14 protein-coding genes are annotated in these 17,341 nt (G+C 76.0%); 9 read left to right on the top strand and 5 right to left on the bottom strand.

The features are described 5' to 3' along the window. Window positions 1-38: 38 nt before the first annotated feature. The 3 genes from HA073_RS18180 to HA073_RS18170 are packed head-to-tail and all read right to left on the bottom strand — an operon-like array spanning window position 39 to window position 1,803. Window positions 39-593 carry a GNAT family N-acetyltransferase gene (locus HA073_RS18180; RefSeq protein WP_043329442.1) on the bottom strand — a complete coding sequence of 185 codons (555 nt, stop codon included), beginning with the start codon at window positions 591-593 and terminating at the stop codon, window positions 39-41. After that, on the bottom strand, window positions 590-1,318 hold the full coding sequence (locus HA073_RS18175; RefSeq protein WP_043329444.1) for a monooxygenase: 729 nt from the start codon (window positions 1,316-1,318) through the stop codon (window positions 590-592). The genes HA073_RS18180 and HA073_RS18175 overlap by 4 nt, the downstream gene beginning before the upstream one ends. Then, window positions 1,315-1,803, bottom strand: a complete 489-nt coding sequence (locus tag HA073_RS18170) for a YbaK/EbsC family protein (RefSeq protein WP_064445214.1) — start codon at window positions 1,801-1,803, stop codon at window positions 1,315-1,317. The genes HA073_RS18175 and HA073_RS18170 overlap by 4 nt, the downstream gene beginning before the upstream one ends. Window positions 1,804-2,316: 513 nt before the next feature. On the opposite strand from HA073_RS18170, the gene HA073_RS18165 reads away from it, so the two are divergent. The 9 genes from HA073_RS18165 to HA073_RS18125 all read left to right on the top strand — a co-directional run bounded on the left by HA073_RS18165 (window position 2,317) and on the right by HA073_RS18125 (window position 13,064). Then, entirely contained in the window at window positions 2,317-2,823 is a 507-nt protein-coding gene (locus HA073_RS18165) for an SAV_6107 family HEPN domain-containing protein (protein WP_064445215.1), read from the top strand. 155 nt (window positions 2,824-2,978) lie between these two features. Further along, a complete protein-coding gene (locus HA073_RS18160; protein WP_064445216.1) occupies window positions 2,979-3,740 on the top strand; it encodes a hypothetical protein in 762 nt (253 codons plus the stop codon). Then, a complete protein-coding gene (locus HA073_RS18155; RefSeq protein ID WP_166456909.1) occupies window positions 3,737-5,563 on the top strand; it encodes a DNA polymerase Y family protein in 1,827 nt (608 codons plus the stop codon). The genes HA073_RS18160 and HA073_RS18155 overlap by 4 nt, the downstream gene beginning before the upstream one ends. 93 nt (window positions 5,564-5,656) lie before the next feature. Further along, window positions 5,657-9,007, top strand: a complete 3,351-nt coding sequence (locus HA073_RS18150; RefSeq protein ID WP_166456908.1) for an error-prone DNA polymerase — start codon at window positions 5,657-5,659, stop codon at window positions 9,005-9,007. Between the two features lie 96 nt (window positions 9,008-9,103). Further along, a complete protein-coding gene (locus HA073_RS18145; RefSeq protein WP_030500224.1) occupies window positions 9,104-9,283 on the top strand; it encodes a hypothetical protein in 180 nt (59 codons plus the stop codon). A gap of 31 nt (window positions 9,284-9,314) precedes the next feature. Continuing rightward, window positions 9,315-10,046: a methyltransferase domain-containing protein gene (locus HA073_RS18140; RefSeq protein WP_030500225.1), complete on the top strand. Its 732-nt coding sequence runs from the start codon at window positions 9,315-9,317 to the stop codon at window positions 10,044-10,046. Continuing rightward, window positions 10,043-11,206, top strand: coding sequence for an alkaline phosphatase family protein (locus tag HA073_RS18135; protein WP_166456907.1), 1,164 nt, complete (start codon window positions 10,043-10,045; stop codon window positions 11,204-11,206). The genes HA073_RS18140 and HA073_RS18135 overlap by 4 nt, the downstream gene beginning before the upstream one ends. Window positions 11,207-11,290: 84 nt before the next feature. Beyond that, on the top strand, window positions 11,291-12,550 hold the full coding sequence (locus HA073_RS18130; RefSeq protein WP_069089022.1) for a DNA polymerase IV: 1,260 nt from the start codon (window positions 11,291-11,293) through the stop codon (window positions 12,548-12,550). 115 nt (window positions 12,551-12,665) lie between these two features. Beyond that, on the top strand, window positions 12,666-13,064 hold the full coding sequence (locus HA073_RS18125; protein WP_030500228.1) for a DUF3040 domain-containing protein: 399 nt from the start codon (window positions 12,666-12,668) through the stop codon (window positions 13,062-13,064). A gap of 493 nt (window positions 13,065-13,557) precedes the next feature. On the opposite strand, the gene HA073_RS18120 is transcribed toward HA073_RS18125, so the two are convergent. Together HA073_RS18120 and HA073_RS18115 are read right to left on the bottom strand one after the other, a co-directional pair. Then, a complete protein-coding gene (locus tag HA073_RS18120) occupies window positions 13,558-16,026 on the bottom strand; it encodes a DUF3488 and transglutaminase-like domain-containing protein (protein ID WP_166456906.1) in 2,469 nt (822 codons plus the stop codon). Window positions 16,027-16,042: 16 nt separating this feature from the next. Continuing rightward, entirely contained in the window at window positions 16,043-17,341 is a 1,299-nt protein-coding gene (locus HA073_RS18115) for a DUF58 domain-containing protein (RefSeq protein ID WP_030500230.1), read from the bottom strand.

The raw sequence follows: 17,341 nt of genomic DNA, 5'->3' as shown, positions 1-17,341 counted from the left end.
CGACTGCGGGGCTCGCAAACCCGGCTCACTCCTCGCGCTCACGGGGCGTCCGGCGGGGGCAGCGGCAGGTCCCGGCCGAGCACGCCGAACGGCCGCTCGTCGCCGGGGAAGTGGAAGTGCCGCAGGACGTCGACGAAGCCGAACCGGCGGTACAGCCGCCAGGCCCGGGACTTCTCCTCGTCGGCCTCCGGCGTGGACAGCAGCGTGGTGTCGCCCTCGGCCACGGCGAGCAGCGCGCGCAACTGGCGGGCGCCCAGGCCGTGCCCCTGCGCGGGCGGGCGGACGTGCAGCTCGACCACCTCGAACGGGTGCGCCAGCCAGCGCTGCCGGTCCCGCGCGTTCAGCGCCCGGTGCACCTGGTCGTGCCACCACTGCCCGGTGGCGCCCCGGTAGCCGTACCCGAAGCCGGCCAGGTGGCCCTCGGTGGTGAGGCTGGCGACGGCGCGGAAGCCGGGCCGGCGTACGTGGGTGGCGATGTAGCCGCGGCGGGCCTCCAGCAGGTCGGGCCGGTAGCCCATCGCCTCGCCGTAGACGGCCACCACGTCGTCCAGCCGCCGGACCAGGTCGTCCGGTGTCCACCGCACCAGCCTCATGCGTACCCTCTCGCTGTTTCCGGGCCGCCCTCGGCGGCCCAGCCGAGCACCGTGCGGTCGCCGACCACGTCGCCCACCGCGAACCGCGCGAACAGTTCCTCCGCGTACCAGCCCTCGGTGGGGGTGCGGGTGATCGCGGCGCGGTGCTCGGGGGAACGGTACGCGAACGCGACCAGGTCCGCCGGGTCGCGCCACACGCTCACCGTGCCCTGCCAGCCCAGCGGCGCCTCGCCGACGCCGAAGCGGGCGAGCAGGCCGGGCGCGGCGTGCAGCTCGGTGGCGACCGGCGGGATCGCCCGCCAGAACGTGGCCGCCCGGCGGGCCCGCAGCCGGGCCCGGGTCAGCGCCAGCACCGGACCGGTGACCCGCCCGCCCGACGGCGCGCCGAACGGCTCCCGGCCGGACCACCGGCCGCGGCTGGTCAGCGGGCGCAGGTCGACCCGTACCGCGGCGCGGGCGATCCGGGCCCAGGAGCGGGCGACCGGGGAGGCGTCGAAGCCGGCCGCGTCGGCGGGGGAGTCCCAGACCACGAGCGCGGCCCATCGGGTCAGGTCGGCGTCGCCGGGGCCGAATCCGGTGCCGGTCCCGGTGCCGAGCAGCTTGGCGAAGCGGACGCCGGGCAGGCGGCGCAGCCGCGCCGGGTGGGTGGCCATCCGGGCCGGCACACCGGGTACGGCCCGCCGGGGCACACGCCACACGTGCAGCGTGACGAGTTCGGGGTTCACGCCACCTCGGCCGGCGCGCCGGCGGTGATCCGCAGCAGTTCCGCGTACGTGGTGGGGAACACCGCCCGGGGTACGCCGCCGGCCGCCCACACCTCGTCGTACCCGGTCAGGGCGGTGTCGACGACGGTGCGCAGCGGCGTGGGGTGGCCGACCGGGGCGACGCCGCCGATCACCTGCCCGGTGTGCTGCTTGACGAACTCCGGGGTGGCCCGGCGCAGCCGGGTCACGCCCAGCGTGGCGGCCAGCCCGGCGGTGTCCACCCGGTGCGCGCCGGAGGTGAGCACCAGCAGCGGCGCGCCGTCCGCGTCGAAGATCAGCGAGTTGGCGATGGCGCCGACGGCGACGCCGAGCGCCTCGGCCGCGGCGGCGGCGGTGTGCACCGCGTCGGGCAGCAGTCGGACGAGGCTGGCCTCGCCCGATCCGTCCCGCGCGCCCGCCTCGTCGAGCGCTCGCTGCACCGCCTGCACGTTCGGGTGTGGCTGCATGCCCCCATTCTTCCCTCACCCCCGGTACGACCCCGCCGGGGGCCGTGGCCCTCCCGTGTGTCCCCGGCGCGTCACACGTTGCGTTTTCGTCGGTGGGGAGGTGTACTGTCAGGGTAGTTAGAACGAGTGTTCGATTCGGTTGGAGCGGATAGCGGCTCAGCTCCCCGGCTGGCCCGGCTCCGGTCCGACCGGTCGGGCACCCGTCGAACGCTCCGGAAGCGGTGTTTCGCGGCACCGGCTTCCGGGAGGTGCGGCACCGCGGGCCGCACCGGGTTCGGACAGTCGCGAGTCCGGGCCCGTCAGGCAGGTCGTCGCCCGCCGCCCACGACCCCCGGGCGGCGGGCGACGGACCCGCCGGCACGCCGGCCGGGGGTGGGTGTGGGGAAGCGTCCACACCCGGCCGGCCAGCCACCTGAAGGTGCGTCTTCCTCCGCACCGACCGCCCCGGGCGACCGGGCGACGGTTTCCCCGTCGCGCGACCGCCCGCCCCGGCCACACGCGGAGGAGAGACCCATGCCGACCAGTCCGGCCCAGGCGCCCACGGTGCCCGCGCACGTGCTGCCGCACCGCACCCCCGCCCAGTTGCTCGCGGTGGCCCGCGACGGGCTGGCCGAGGCCGCCCGCACCCGTCCCGACGGTCTCCGGTACGCCGCCGCCCACCTCGCGGCGCTGCGCGCCGCCGCCGCAGTGCTCGCCGCCCGGGCCCGTCCCGCGCCCACCCGGCGGAACCGGATCACCAGCGTCTGGGTGCTGCTCGCCACCGTCGCCCCCGAGCTGGACGAGTGGGCCGCCTACTTCGCCGCCGGCGCGAGCAAGCGGGCCGCCGCCGAAGCAGGCATCCCCCGGGTGGTCACCGCCCGGGAGGCCGACGACCTGCTGCGCGCCGCCGAGGAGTTCGTGACAGTGGTGGAGACCGCGCTCGGCCTGGCCCACCAGCCGGCGCTCGACGGCCTGCCCCGGCCCCTGCGGCGCGGCGTCTCCGACTCCCCGCCGTCGCGGCCCGGAGCGGCAGCCGCCTGATTCGTGGCGCCCGGCCACCACCGGCGGGACCCCGGGTGGCCGGGCGCCGCACCAACGGCACCACGTGCCGCAGCACCGACACGATCCACAGCACACGATCCACAGCACCATCCACGGGCGGGCCCGTGGCGGAAACACGACGGGGGGTTGGTCCGATGGCGGGCCGCATGGTGGTCGGTTCCGCCGCCCTGGCCGAGCTGGTCCGTCCGGCGAGCGCGCCCGACCCGGCCGGCGGCCACCGGGTGCTGCCCGTCCGGGCCGAGCTGACCGGGCTGCTGCCCAACCGTGGCCTGCGCCGCGGCAGCACCGTCGCGGTCGGCGCCGGCCAGCCCCGGCGCAGCGGCGCCACCTCGCTGATCCTCGCGCTGCTCGCCGAGGCGTCCCGGGCCGGCTCGTGGTGCGCCGTGGTCGGCGTACCCACCTTCGGGGCCGGCGCCGCCGCCGAGGCGGGCATCGCCCTGGACCGGCTGGCCCTGGTGCCCGACCCCGGGCCGGAGTGGCCCACAGTGGTCGCCGCGCTCATCGACGGGGTCGACGTGGTGGTCACCGCCGTGCCGGCGACCGTCTCCGCCTCGATCGCCACCCGGCTGGCCGCCCGCGCCCGGCAGCGCGGAAGCGTGCTCGTCCCGTACGGCCGGTGGGACGGCGCGGACGTCACGCTCCAGGTGGTCCGGGGCGTCTGGCAGGGGCTCGGTGCCGGTCGCGGGCGGCTGCGCCGCCGTGAGGTGACCGTCTCGGCCCGGGGGCGGGGCGCCGCCGCCCGCCCCAAGGAGATCAAGGTGTGGCTGCCCGGCGACGAGCTGACCCGGGTGATCCCCCGCTCGGCCGGGTTCGGCGCACCGTCCGCCGCGCCGTCGCGCCGGCTGCGCGTGGTGGCTCCGCCCGCCCGTACGCCCGCCGTGGCCGGGCCGGCGTGAGCGGCGTACCGCAGCGGACGCTGCTGCTCTGGTGCCCGGACTGGCCGGTCCTCGCCGCCGAGATCGTCGACGGGGTGCCCGCCACCGACCCGGTCGTGGTGCTGCACGCCAACCGGGTGGTCGCCTGCTCCGAGCGGGCCCGTGCCGAGGGGATCCGGCGCGGGCTGCGCCGCCGGGAGGCGCAGGGGCGCTGCCCGCACCTGACGGTGGTCGACCACGACCCGGGGCGGGACGCGCGGGCGTTCGAACCGGTGGTGGCCGCCGTGGAGGAGGTGGTCGCCGGCGTCGAGGTGATCCGGCCCGGCGCCTGCGCCACGGCGGCCCGGGGGCCGAGCCGCTACCTCGGCGGCGAGGAGGCGGCGGCCGAGCGGATCGTCGAGCACGTCGCGCAGAGCTGCGCGGTGGAGAGCCAGGTCGGCATCGCCGACGGGGTGTTCGCGGCCGGGCTGGCCGCCCGGGAGGGGCGGATCGTGGCGCCCGGCGGCACCCGCGAGTTCCTGGCCACCCGGCCGGTCGAGGCGCTCGGCCGGCCCGCCCTGGCCGACCTGCTGCGCCGGCTCGGCGTCCGCACCCTCGGCGACTTCGCGGCGCTGCCCGCCGGGGACGTGCTGGCCCGGTTCGGTTTCGAGGGCGCGCTGGCGCACCGGCTCGCCGGCGGCCGGGACGACCGCCCGCTCGCGGTCCGGCAGCCGCCCGCCGACCTGATCGTCACCGCCGACTACGACGAGCCGGTCGACCGGGTCGACGCCGCCGCGTTCGCCGCCCGCACGCTCGCCGAACTGCTGCACGAGCGGCTGGCCGGGTACGGGCTGGCCTGCACCCGCCTCGGCATCGAGGCGGTCACCGCGCACGGCCAGGAGCTGCACCGGGTCTGGCGGCACGACGGCCTGCTCACCGCCGCGGCCATCGCCGACCGGGTCCGCTGGCAGCTCGACGGCTGGCTCACCGGCAGCAACGGCCGGGGCGGGACGCGCCCGGCCCGCCCGACCGCCGGGATCGTCCGGTTGCGGCTGGTGCCCGACGGGGTGCTCGCCCAGGCGGGCCTGCAGCCCGGGCTGTGGGGGGAGACCGGCGCGGAACGGGAGCGGGCGCACCGCGCGCTGAGCCGGGTGCAGGGCATCCTCGGCCCCGAGGCGGTGGTCACCGCCGTGCTCGGCGGCGGGCGGTCCCCGGCCGACCAGGTGCGCCTCGTGCCGTGGGGCGACGAGCGGGTGCCCGCGCGCCCCGGCCCGCCACCCCTGCCGCCCGCCTCTCCCACCGCCGCGCCACCGGTCCCGGCCGGTTCGGTGCGCGGTGTCGCGTCGTCGCGCCCGGTCCCGGCCGGTTCGGTGCGCGGTGTCACGTCGTCGCGCCCGGCTCCGGCCGCTCCGGCGAGCGGCGTGACGCCGTCGCGCCCGGCCGCCGGGGCCGCTCCGGGTGCCGCGTCCGCCCCTGTCGTCGTACCCCCTGGGGGCCGTGCGGGGCGGCGGGCCGGGCGGGGCCGGGCGATGGCCGAGCCGCCGTGGCCGGGGCGGATCCCGCCGCCCGCGCCGGCCGTGGTGCTGCCCGCCCCACTGGCCGCCGACGTGCGCGACGCGGCCGGGGATCCGGTGGTGGTGAGCGCGCGGCTGGCGGTCAGCGCGGCGCCGGCCCGGCTCACCGTCGGCGACGGGCGCCCGGCCGAGATCACCGGCTGGGCCGGCCCGTGGCCGGTGGACGAACGCTGGTGGGCGCCGGCCGAGGCGCGCCGCCGGGCCCGGTTCCAGGTGTGCCTGGCCGACGGCGCTGCGCTGCTGCTCGCGGTCGAGGGCGGGCAGTGGCTGGTGGAGGCGATCTATGACTGAGCGCCGGGAAAGATCTTGGTACGAAAGCGCCCCTCCGGGGGCCGCTTCGTACCAAGATCTCGGGCTTTCGGGTGCAGGGCGAGGCGGGCACCGGTGAGCTTCCACAACCCGAAGATGCCCTGGTCGAAGCTGGAGCAGGTGCTCTCCGGCCGGGCCAAGGGGGAGCGGCACCTGCACGTGGTCGACCCGCTCGCGGTCGACGCCGACGGCGGCGACTCACCGGCGTGGAGCCGCAAGCGCCAGGAATACCGGCCGCCGCAGCTGGACCGGCCGGACGGCGTGGTGCCGTACGCGGAGCTGCACGCGCACTCCAACTTCAGCTTCCTCGACGGGGCCAGCCACCCGGAGGAGCTGGCCGAGGAGGCGGCCCGGCTCGGGCTCACCGCGCTCGCCGTCACCGACCACGACGGCTTCTACGGCGTGGTGCGCTTCGCCGAGGCGGCCCGCGCGCTGCGGCTGCCGACGATCTTCGGCGCGGAACTGTCGCTCGGACTGCCCGGCCCGCAGAACGGCGAACCCGACCCGCTCGGCCGGCATCTGCTGGTGCTGGCGCACGGCCACGAGGGGTACGCGCGCCTGGCCGCCACCATCTCCCGGGCCCAGCTGCGCGGCGGGGAGAAGGGCCGCCCGGTCTACGGCGAGCTGGAGGAGATCGCGGCGGAGCTGAAGGACCACGTGCTGGTGCTCACCGGCTGCCGCAAGGGGCACGTGCCCGCCGCGCTGCTCACCGAGGGCGTCGACGCGGCGGCCCGGGAGCTGGACCGGCTCACCGCGCTGTTCGGCGCGGAGACGGTGGCGGTGGAGCTGACCGACCACGGCCACCCGGTCGACGCCGACCGCAACGACGCGCTCGCCGACCTGGCCGCCGCGGCCGGGCTGCCCACAGTCGCCACGAACAACGTGCACTACGCCACCCCGGGCCGGCGGCGGCTGGCCACCACGGTCGCGGCGGTCCGGGCCCGGCGCAGCCTCGACGAGATCGACGGCTGGCTGCCCGCCGCGGCCACCGCCCACCTGCGCAGCGGCGCGGAGATGGCGGCGCGGTTCGCCGCGTACCCGGGGGCGGTGGCGCGGGCCGCCGAGTACGGCGCGGAACTCGCCTTCGACCTGCAGCTCGTGGCGCCGAAGCTGCCGGCGTACCCGGTGCCGCCCGGGCACACCGAGATGAGCTGGCTGCGCCGGCTGACCATGGACGGCGCCCGCGAGCGCTACGGCCCGCCCGAGGCGCACCCGGAGGCGTACGCGCAGCTGGAACACGAGCTGCGGATGATCGAAGACCTCGGGTTCCCCGGCTACTTCCTGGTGGTCTACGACATCGTCGCGTTCTGCCGTGCGCAGGACATCTACTGCCAGGGCCGGGGCTCGGCGGCCAACTCGGCGGTCTGCTACGCGCTGCGCATCACGAACGTGGACGCGGTCCGGCACCGGCTGCTGTTCGAACGGTTCCTCGCCCCGGAACGCGACGGCCCGCCGGACATCGACGTGGACATCGAGTCCGACCGCCGGGAGGAGGTGATCCAGCACGTCTACGCCCGCTACGGCCGGGAGCACACCGCCCAGGTCGCCAACGTCATCTCGTACCGGCCCCGGTCGGCGGTGCGGGACGTGGCGAAGGCGTTCGGCTTCTCACCCGGCCAGCAGGACGCCTGGAGCAAGCAGATCGACAGGTGGGGCTCGGTCGCCGCGGTCGACGTGGCGGACATCCCGGAGCAGGTGGTCGCGTACGCCAACGAGCTGCAGACGTTCCCCCGGCACCTGGGCATCCACTCCGGCGGCATGGTGATCTGCGACCGGCCGGTGATCGAGGTGTGCCCGGTGGAGTGGGGCCGGATGCCCGGCCGCAGCGTGCTCCAGTGGGACAAGGACGACTGCGCGGCCGTCGGCCTGGTCAAGTTCGACCTGCTCGGCCTCGGCATGCTCTCGGCGCTGCACTACGGCTACGACCTGATCGGCTCCCGCCTCGACCTCGGCGACATGACGCTGGACGACCCCGAGGTCTACGACATGCTCTGCCGGGCCGACTCGGTGGGCGTGTTCCAGGTGGAGAGCCGCGCCCAGATGGCCACGCTGCCCCGGCTCAAGCCGCGCGAGTTCTACGACCTGGTGGTGGAGGTGGCGCTGATCCGGCCCGGCCCGATCCAGGGCGGCTCGGTGCACCCGTACATCAGGCGCAAGAACGGCCAGGAGCCGGTCACGTACGCGCACCCGCTGATGCGCAACGCGCTGGAGAAGACGCTCGGCGTGCCGCTGTTCCAGGAGCAGCTCATGCAGCTCGCCATCGACCTGGCCGGGTTCGACGCGGCCGGCGCCGACCAGCTGCGCCGGGCCATGGGGGCGAAACGGTCGGTGGAGCGGATGGCGCAGATCGCCGACCGGCTCTACGCCGGGATGGCCGAGCGGGGCATCACCGGCGAGCTGGCCGACGACGTCTACCGCAAGCTCACCGCGTTCGCCAGCTACGGCTTCCCGGAGAGCCACGCGATGAGCTTCGCCTACCTGGTGTACGCCAGCTCGTGGCTCAAGCGCTACCACCCGGGCCCGTTCCTGGCCGCGCTGCTCAACGCCCAGCCGATGGGCTTCTACTCGCCGCAGACGCTCGCCGACGACGCCCGCCGGCACGGCGTGGAGGTACGCCGGCCGGACATCAACGCCAGCGGCGCCAAGGCGGTGCTGGAGTCCACCCCGCAGACGCGGTGGGGCAGCGTGCCGGGCGAGCCGCCGCACGCCTGGGGGCTGGGCGGCCCGGCGGTACGGCTCGGGCTGGGCAGCGTCCGTACCCTCGGCGAGGACGTGGCCGAGCGGATCGAGGCGGAACGGACGGCGCACGGGCCGTACCGGGACATGCCGGACCTGGCCCGCCGCGTCGGTCTCACCGCCGCGCAGCTGGAGGCGCTGGCCACCGCCGACGCCTTCGCCTGTTTCGGGCTGACCCGGCGGCAGGCCCTCTGGGCCGCCGGCGCGGCGGCCCAGGACCGGCCCGGCCGGCTGCCCGGCACGGTGACCGGCGCGGACCCGCCCACGCTGCCCGGCATGGCCGCGGTGGACCGCCTGGTCGCCGACGTCTGGGCCACCGGCCTGTCCCCGGAGAGCCACCCGGCCCGGTTCATCCGGGACCGCCTCGACGAACTGGGCGCGGTGCCGATCGCCCGGCTCGGCCAGGTGCCGCCCGGGCAGCGGATCCGGGTCGGCGGGATCGTCACCCACCGGCAGCGCCCGGCGACCGCCGGCGGCGTCACGTTCCTCAACCTGGAGGACGAGACCGGAATGCTGAATGTCACTTGCTCCCCGGGGCTGTGGCAGCGCTACCGTCGAATCGCCCGCACCAGTGGAGCACTGGTGGTGCGGGGCCGGCTGCAGCGGCACGAGGGCGTCACGAACCTCACCGCGGACCGGCTGGACGCGATCGAGCCCCCCGTCACACCGGCATCCAGGGATTTCCGTTGATGGAGTGATCCACATTACGGTTTCCGTGAGCCGGAGGCGGGAGACTCCCGACGCGGGTGGGCAGAGTGGCCCACCCGGGGTATGGGGGATGAACAGATGACCTTTCACCGCACGTACGCCGGTGGCGTAGCCAACGCCCGACGGACCCGCCTCGGCGCCGACTGGGCGCCCACCCACGAGGCCGAGCCGCGGGAATACCAGGTGACCGACGGCCCGGTGGCCAACGACCAGCGCTCCCGCGCCGAGGACGACCCCGCCGGCGGCGGCGAGTCCTGAACCTGGGCCGGGGGGTGACTAGGCTCGGCGCGTGGAGCAGATCCGAACCCTCACCCCCCGCACCGCCGTCATCTGGTCGGTGCTCCGGGCCGAGCTGGACCGGCGGGCCGGCGAACGACTCTCCGTGCTCGACGTCGGCGGCGGGACCGGCGGCTTCGCCGTCCCACTCGCCGAGGCCGGTCACCGGGTCACAGTGGTCGACGCCAGCCCCGACGCGCTCGCCGCGCTGACCCGCCGCGCCGCCGAGGCCGGGGTCGCCGACCGGGTACGCGCGACGCAGGGCGACGCCGACGCGCTCGCCGGGCTGGTCGAACCGGCCACCGTGGACCTGGTGCTCTGCCACTCCGTCCTCGAAGTCGTCGACGAGCCGGAACCGGTGATCTCCGCGCTGGTCACCGCGTTGCGCCCGGGCGGCGCGGCGAGCGTGCTCGTCGCCGGCCGGGCCGCCGCCGTGTTCGGCCGGGCGATGAACGGGCAACTTGACGCCGCCGCGGCGCTGGCCGCCGACCCGCACGGCACCACCGGCCGCCGGGACACGCTGCGCCGCCGCTACGACGCCGCCGACGCGAGCGCGCTGCTCACCGCCGCCGGCCTCGCCGTGGAGGAGATCCACGGGGTACGGGTGCTCGCCGACCTGCTTCCGGCCGCCGTGGCCGACGGTCAGCCGGCCGCCCTGGTGGAGCTGGAACGGGCGCTCGCGGCCCGGCCCCCGTACCGTGATCTCGCCGCTCAACTGCACCTGTTCGCCCGCCGCCCGGCATGACCGGCCCGGCTCCCGGCCCGCTGGACCGGGTTGCGCCGCGCTACGACGGCGGCAGCCTGGCCGACGTGCTGCCCAGCGCGCTGTCGGTGCTCGGCGTACCCGGTGCGGCCGACCGGCTCGGCCTGGCACCGGGGCTGGCCGGGGTACGCCGGATCGCGGTGCTGCTCGTCGACGGCCTCGGCTGGTACCAGATCCCCACCGCCGCCCGGTACGCCCCGACGCTCGCCGGACTGGCCGCCACCACCGGCCGGCCGCTCACCACCGGCTTCCCGTCCACCACCCCGACCAGCCTGGTCAGCCTCGGCACCGGCACCGCGTCGGGCGCGCACGGCGTGCTCGGCTTCACCGTCCGGGTGCCCGGCACCGACCGGGTGCTCAACCACGTCGACTGGGCCGGCGACCCCGACCCGGTGAGCTGGCAGCCGGTGCCCACCTGGTACCAGCGGGCGCGTGCCGCCGGGGTGGCGGTGACCGTGGTCAGCCGCCCCGAGTTCGCCGGCAGTGGCCTGACGCTCGCCGCCAACCGGGGCGGCGACTACCGGGGCGCGGCCGGCGCGGACGCGCTCGCCGCGCGGATGCTGGCGGCGCTGGCCGCCGGGGACGGACCCGCACTGGTCTCCGGGTACCACCCCGACCTGGACCGGCACGGGCACCTCAGCGGTGTCGACTCCGAGCCGTGGCGGCTGGCCGCCGCCGATGTGGACGCGCTGCTGGCCCGGCTCGTCGACGGGCTGCCGCCGGACGCCGCGCTGCTGGTCACCGCCGACCACGGCCAGCTCGACGTGCCCGCCGGGCACCGGATCGACCTGGACGCCGATCCCCGGCTGCGCGCCGGGGTACTGGTGGTCGCCGGTGAGCCCCGCGTCCGCTACCTGCACACCGAGCCGGGCGCCGAGGCCGACGTGGTGGCCGCCTGGACCGAGCTGCTGGGCCCGGCCGCGCACGTGCTGACCCGCGCCGAGGCGGTGGCGACCGGCTGGTTCGGGCCGGTGCCCGAGGCGCACCTGAGGCGGATCGGCGACGTGGTGGTGGTCTGCCGGGACACGTACGCGGTGGTCGCCACCCGTTCCGAGCCGCCGATGGCGTCGCGGCTGGTGGCGTACCACGGCGCGGACACCGCCGCCGAGATGACCGTTCCGCTGCTGGTGGTGCGGGGCTGACCCGGCTCATCCGCGGCTGCGGCCGCGTCGGTGGCCGCCGGGCTGGGCGGTGGGGTTGTCGGACCGGCGGGCTAGCCTGCTGGCATGGGCCGCAGCCAGTCGTTGCCCCGAGGCGGTGACCCGCGCTTCGGGCCGGACGCCGACGACACCGGCTGCGCCATCCTGCACGTCGACATGGACGCGTTCTACGCCTCGGTCGAGGTGCGCCGCCGACCCGAGCTGCGCGGGCGGCCGGTGGTGGTGGGCGGCGTCGGCCCGCGCGGCGTGGTCAGCTCCGCCAGCTACGAGGCCCGGCAGTACGGCGTCCGCAGCGCCATGCCCACCGCCCGTGCCCGGGCGCTCTGCCCCGGCGCGGTCTACCTGCCGCCCGACTTCACCGCCTACACCGAGGCGTCGCGGGCGGTCATGCGGATCTTCCGGGACGTCACCCCGCTGGTCGAGCCGCTCTCGCTGGACGAGGCGTTCCTCGACGTGGCGGGCGCCCGCCGGCTGTTCGGCCGGCCCGCCGACATCGCCGCGCTGATCCGCCGCCGGGTCGCCGAGGAACAGCGGCTGACCTGTTCGGTGGGCGTCGGGCCGAGCAAGTTCGTGGCGAAGCTCGGCTCCACCCGGGCCAAGCCCGACGGCCTGCTCGTGGTCCCGGCCGCCCGGGTGCTGGAGTTCCTGCACCCGCTGCCGGTGTCCGCCCTGTGGGGCGTGGGGGAGCGTTCCGCCGACGCGCTGCGCCGCCTCGGCCTGCGCACCGTACGCGACCTCGCCGAGGCACCGGCCGGCCTGCTGCGCCGGGCCGTGGGCGAGGCGTCCGCCGCCCACCTGCACGAGCTGGCGTGGGGGCGCGACCCGCGCGGGGTGACGCCCGAACAGGTGGAGAAGTCGATCGGCGCGGAGGTCACGTTCGACATCGACGTGACCGACCCGGACGAGATCCGGCGGTCCCTGCTCGCGCTCGCCGACAAGGCCGGCGCTCGGCTGCGGGCGGCCGGGCAGGTGGGCCGTACCGTGTCGCTCAAGGTCCGTTTCGCCGACTTCCGGACGATCAGCCGCTCCCGCACGCTCGCCGTGCCCACCGACACCGCCCGGGAGATGTTCGACACGGCCTGGGCGTTGTGGGGCGCGCTCGCTCCCGGCGAGCCGGTTCGGCTGGTCGGGGTCCGGATGGAAGGTCTCGCCCCCGCCGGGGAGACCCCGCAGCAGCTCACCCTCGGCGCGCCCGAGCGCGGCTGGCGTGAGGCGGAGGCGGCGGCCGATGCGGCGGCCGCCCGATTCGGGCGGTCCGTCATAGGTCCGGCCAGTCTTCTCGGCCGTCGTGATACACGACAAGTCGAAAAACCGACCCGGCCGTAGGTCGTCCCGCTTTCCGACGCGCGGGGGCCCTCGTAGACTTGCGGGTAAGCAGCCGGTTGGCTGCCACGGTCTGTCGGCCCGCCCGGGTCGACCAACGTGACCGGGGAGGAGTGCCGTGCCGCTCTCGGAGCACGAGCAGCGGCTGTTCGAGCAGATCGAGCGGTCGCTTGCCGAGGACCCCAAGTTCGCCTCGGCCGTGCGCGCCAGCGACCCGCGTTTCCACGCGCGGCGTCGCGTGCTCGTCGCTGCCGGCGTGGTCGTCGCTGGTCTGGCCCTGTTGATCTATGGTGCCGTGATCAAGATTCCCGCGGTGGCCGTGGCGGGTTTCGTCGTCATGCTGGCCTCGTTGGGCTACGCGGTGCAGTCGCACCGCCGATCCCAGTCGCCCGACCTGCACGTGGTCGGCGGCACAACGAGCCGGCGTCGTCCCCGTGGCCGCAGCAGTGGCCGCCGGGGCTCCTTCCTCGACCGGATGGAGGACCGCTGGCGGCAGCGCCCGGAGGGACACCGCTGACCGTGCTCCGCCCCGGACCGGGGCGGATGTCGCGGCGACGCCCGTCGGCGTGCGCTTCGTCGTGCCCGCTCCACGGCGGCGGCTGCGCGTAGCCGTCGATCGCGCCGTGCCTGTTGACGTCTGGTGCCGGCCGGTGTGGCGGTGCCCCCGGATTCCCCGGCTGCGGCGTGAGTCTCTCCCCGGTCCGCTGGCCAGTGCTTCGCAGCCGATCATCGCCTCCGCGCCGACCTGCGGCGGCTCCTGTCGGCTGATAGTCCACGACTAGAGATCGATCTTCCAAAGCGCGGGAAACGCGAAGATCTTGGTAGGAAAGGGCCGCTATAGGGGCCTTTTCCTACCAAGATCTCAAGCGCCCCCGCTCCCCACCCCGCCAGCCCGCTGAGCAGTCGGTGATCAAGGAGTTTGTGTCCGGTCGGAGGCCTCGCGGAGACACAAACTCCTTGATCAACGGGCCGGGGGCCGGGGGACGGGCCGGGGGGACGGGGCGGGGCGGTCAGCGGGCCGTGCGGCCCGCCAACAGGCGGCGTGGGCTCCAGCGCAGCATCTGCGTCCGGGCCTGCCCGCTCGTGGTGACGATCCGGGCCGACTGCTCGGCCAGGGCGGTCCGCCAACGCTGGATCACCGACGGGGGCAGCAGCGCGGCCAGCAACCGGGTGCGGCGGTCGGCCCCGGCCGCGAGCGCGCCCCGGACCGTCCGCAGCGCCGGTTGCAACTCCGCGCCGGCGAGCGGGTCCCGCGCGTACCGGGCCCGCTCCTCTGCCCGGCCCAGCAGCCGTACCCCGGTTGCGGCGTCGCCATTCTCGGTGAGCGCCTCCCGGGCCAGCCGCTCGGCGGTCGCGCGTGGGGTCTCCGTGCGGTCCACCCGGACGTGGAAGTCGACGAGCGTGTCGAGCAGCTCGTCCCAGGCGGCGTGCGCGTCGGCGCGGGCGGACTCGGCGTCCACGCCGACGACGACCTCCCGTGCCTCGCCCCGCTGGCCCGGCACCGCGAGCGCGGTGGCCGAGGGCGCCCGGACCCGGACGCGCCGGCGGCGGCGCAGGGTGGAGCGGCGCAGCCCCGGTACGGCGAACAGCGCCAGCAGCGCCAGCGCCGCGGCCAGCCACCACGGCCACACCCGGTTCTGCTCGGCCGGGTCACCTCCGCCCAGGGACAGGCCCTGGTCGGTGTCCTTGTCGAGCCGGTCCGCCTCGTTCGGGCCGGCCGACGGGTCGGCGGCGCCGGGAGCGACGGTGCTGCCGGGCGACGGGGTGACCTCCTCGGGGGCGTCGGTGTCCGGCGCCCACGCGGAGCGGACCGAGCCCTGCACGCTCGCCGCCGGGGTGGCGTCGAACGGCACCCAGCCGATCCCGTTGCCGAAGTTGACCTCGGTCCACGCGTGCAGGTTGCGGTTGGTCAGCACGTACGTGCCGCCGTCGGACTTGCTGCCGTTGGTGAAGCCGACAGCCACCCGGGCCGGAATACCGGCGGCCCGGACCAGCCAGGCCATCGCCGCCGCGTACTGCTGGCAGTAGCCGACCTTGGTGGCGAGGAAGTCGGTGATGTCCTCCCCGCTGCTGCCGTCGCGGGTGGACAGCGAGTAGGTGAAGCCGTTCTCCACGGAGAAGTACTCGTAGATGGCGCGGACCTTGTCGTAGTCGTTCGACTTGCCCCTCACCAGCTCGTCGACGAGCTCCTCGACGGCCGGGACCGACGGCCGGTCGGTCTGCTGCCGCTTCACCTGGCTGTCCGCGGGCAGGGACGGGGCGGCGCGCAGCGCCGCCGGGCTGAACGTCGAGCGCACGTACTCGAACGAGTAGCTCTTGCCGCGGGCGTTCTCCCGGTTGGAGAAGACTATCTGCTGGCTCGAGTCGTACAGCCAGTTGCCGTTGAGGTCGTCCGCCTTCACCGGATCGGCGTAGACCGGCAGCAGCGGCATGTTCAGGTTCTTCGACACCTCGACGGTGGCCTTGTAGCGCTGCCGCTCGACGCCACGCGGGGTGCGCTCGCTCGGGTCGGGCAGGCCGCGGGTGACCGGCCGCCCGGTGGGCACGCGCGCCTGGAAGCCGCTCGGCCGCAGGTCGTCGACCACGCCGAGGCGCAGGTAGAACGGGCTCGGCTCGTTGGTGCTGACCTTCACCAGCTCGGTTTCCTGGCTCTGGTTGAGCTGGCCGCTGAGCGCCGCGAACAGGTCGATCCGGCCCGGGCTGCCACCCTGGCCGGGCCGGCCGTTGCCCTCACCGGGCCCGGCGCCGACGTTGTTCATCAGCCCGCCGGTCATCCCGGGCACGGCCAGGGGCAGGGCCACCGCCACCGCCACGCCGACCACTGCCAGCCGGCGGCCCGCCGCGGCCAGCGGCGACGCCTCCCAGACGTCGACGTCGCGTCCCTCACCGGTGAACCGGCGGCCGAACCGGCGTACCCGGTCGACGTTGTCGGTGACCAGCAGCCACAGGTAGCCGGCGGCGCCCACCACGAACGGGGTGGCGGGGACGCTGTCCAGGTAGACCGCCACCGGCACCGAGTAGATGGCGAGCATCGGCAGGCCGGCCAGCGCCGGCCGGCGCAGCCCGACCGAGAGGACGTCCACCACCACGGCGACCGCGCCGATGCCGAGCACCGCGAGGAACAGCAGCGAGTCGACGTCGGGCACCTTCACGCCGTACGAGCGCATGTCCTCCAGCGACGCCTGCGTCAGCTCGCCGAAGTGGGCGAACGTGCCCGGGGCCGGGATGAACGCGAGCAGCTCGGCGCCGCTCGGGAAGATCCACGTCAGGCCCAGGGTCAGGCCGGCGAGCATCGCCAGCACCTGCCCCCACAGCGGTGCCCGGGCCAGCCGGCTCAACGCGGCCGAGCCGGCCACCACGGCGACCACGATGGTGGCCTGGATCAGCCACGTCCAGCGTTCGAAGATCGCCGACAGCGGGGCCGCCGCCAGCAGGGTCGCCGCCGCGGCGACGAACCCGATGTTGCGATGGGGGGTCACGGGAGCTTCCTTCCGGTCATCGCATGCCTCCGGCGACCGTCTCGGCCAGGGCCGCCCGCAGCGCGAATCCCTGCGATCCGCGCCCGGCCTGCGGCCACAGCACCGGCAGACGGCTGCCGTGCTCCACCCCGATGACCCGCCAGCCGCTCTGCAGCAGCGCGAGCGCGGCGGCGCCGTGCGCCCGTTCCGCCTCGGTGCGGGCCTTCGGCGGCAGGTTCAGCCAGGTGTTGCTGTCGAGCAGGAACGCCACACAGGTCGCGCCGTTGCCGCGCAAACCGGCCAGCAGCTCCGCCTCGGCGGCGCCGAGCGTGCCGAGCAACGCGATGATCAGGCCGCCGTCGGCCCGCTGCCGGACCTGCTGCACCAGCGTGGTGATCTCGCCGCGCCGGTCCAGGTGCACGTCGGCGAGCTGGTCCAGGAGCAGGCCCTCACCGCCGGCCTCGGTCGCCGCGACGTCGGCGCCGTTGCCGGTGACCAGGCGCAGCTTGTAGCCGGCCTGGCGCAGGTGCACGGCGATGCTGGCGGCCGCCGAGACCGCCCACTCGAAGCTCGCCGTCGGCCCCTCGCCCCGGTGCCCGGCGGCGCGCGTGTCCAGCACGACGGTGGCGCGGCTCTCCCACGGCTGCTCCTCGCGGCGCACCATCAGCTCGCCGGTGCGGGCGGTGGACTTCCAGTGCACGCGGCGCAGGTCGTCGCCCATCCGGTACTCCCGGGTGGCGGCGTCGTCCTCGCCGTGTACCGCTACCGAGCGGGCCCGGCTGTCGCCGCTGCCGGCGTACTCGCCTGGTAGCCGCACCGACGGCAACGGAGTGACCTGCGGGATCACCGTGAGGTGGTCGGTGCTGGGGAACGAGCGGGTCAGCTCGCACAGCCCGAACGGGTCGGTCAGCCGGATCACCAGCGGGCCCACCTCGTAGCGGCCGCGCACGTCCGCCCGGACGGTGTACGCCACGGAGCTGGCCTGGTGCGCGCCGAGCCGCTCCAGCACCACCCGGGGGCGGCTGCCCAGCGCGTACGGCAGGCGGTCCTCCAGCAGCAGCGTGCCGGTGGGCAGCCGGGACAGGTTCTGCAACCGCAGCACCACGCGGGAGCTGGCCCCGACCGGCACCCGGTGCGGCTCCAGCGACCTGTTGCAGGCCAGCTTGTACCGGCTGCGCCCGACGTACGCGGCGGCCAGCAGCGGCAGGACGGCGAGCAGGACCGCCACCCGGAGCAGGTCCTTCTCGCCCAGGATGCCGGCGGAGATCGCCGCGGCCACCGCGGCCGCCAGGAAGGAGCGGCCGCGGGTGGTCAGCCCACGCAGGCCGTCGCGCAC

The sequence above is a fragment of the Micromonospora sp. CMU55-4 genome (assembly GCF_011602315.1).
In the GTDB taxonomy this organism is placed as follows: domain Bacteria; phylum Actinomycetota; class Actinomycetes; order Mycobacteriales; family Micromonosporaceae; genus Micromonospora; species Micromonospora chalcea.
The sequence above is the reverse complement of the archived record's forward strand: the minus strand, read 5'-3'. Positions and strand labels throughout refer to the sequence as shown.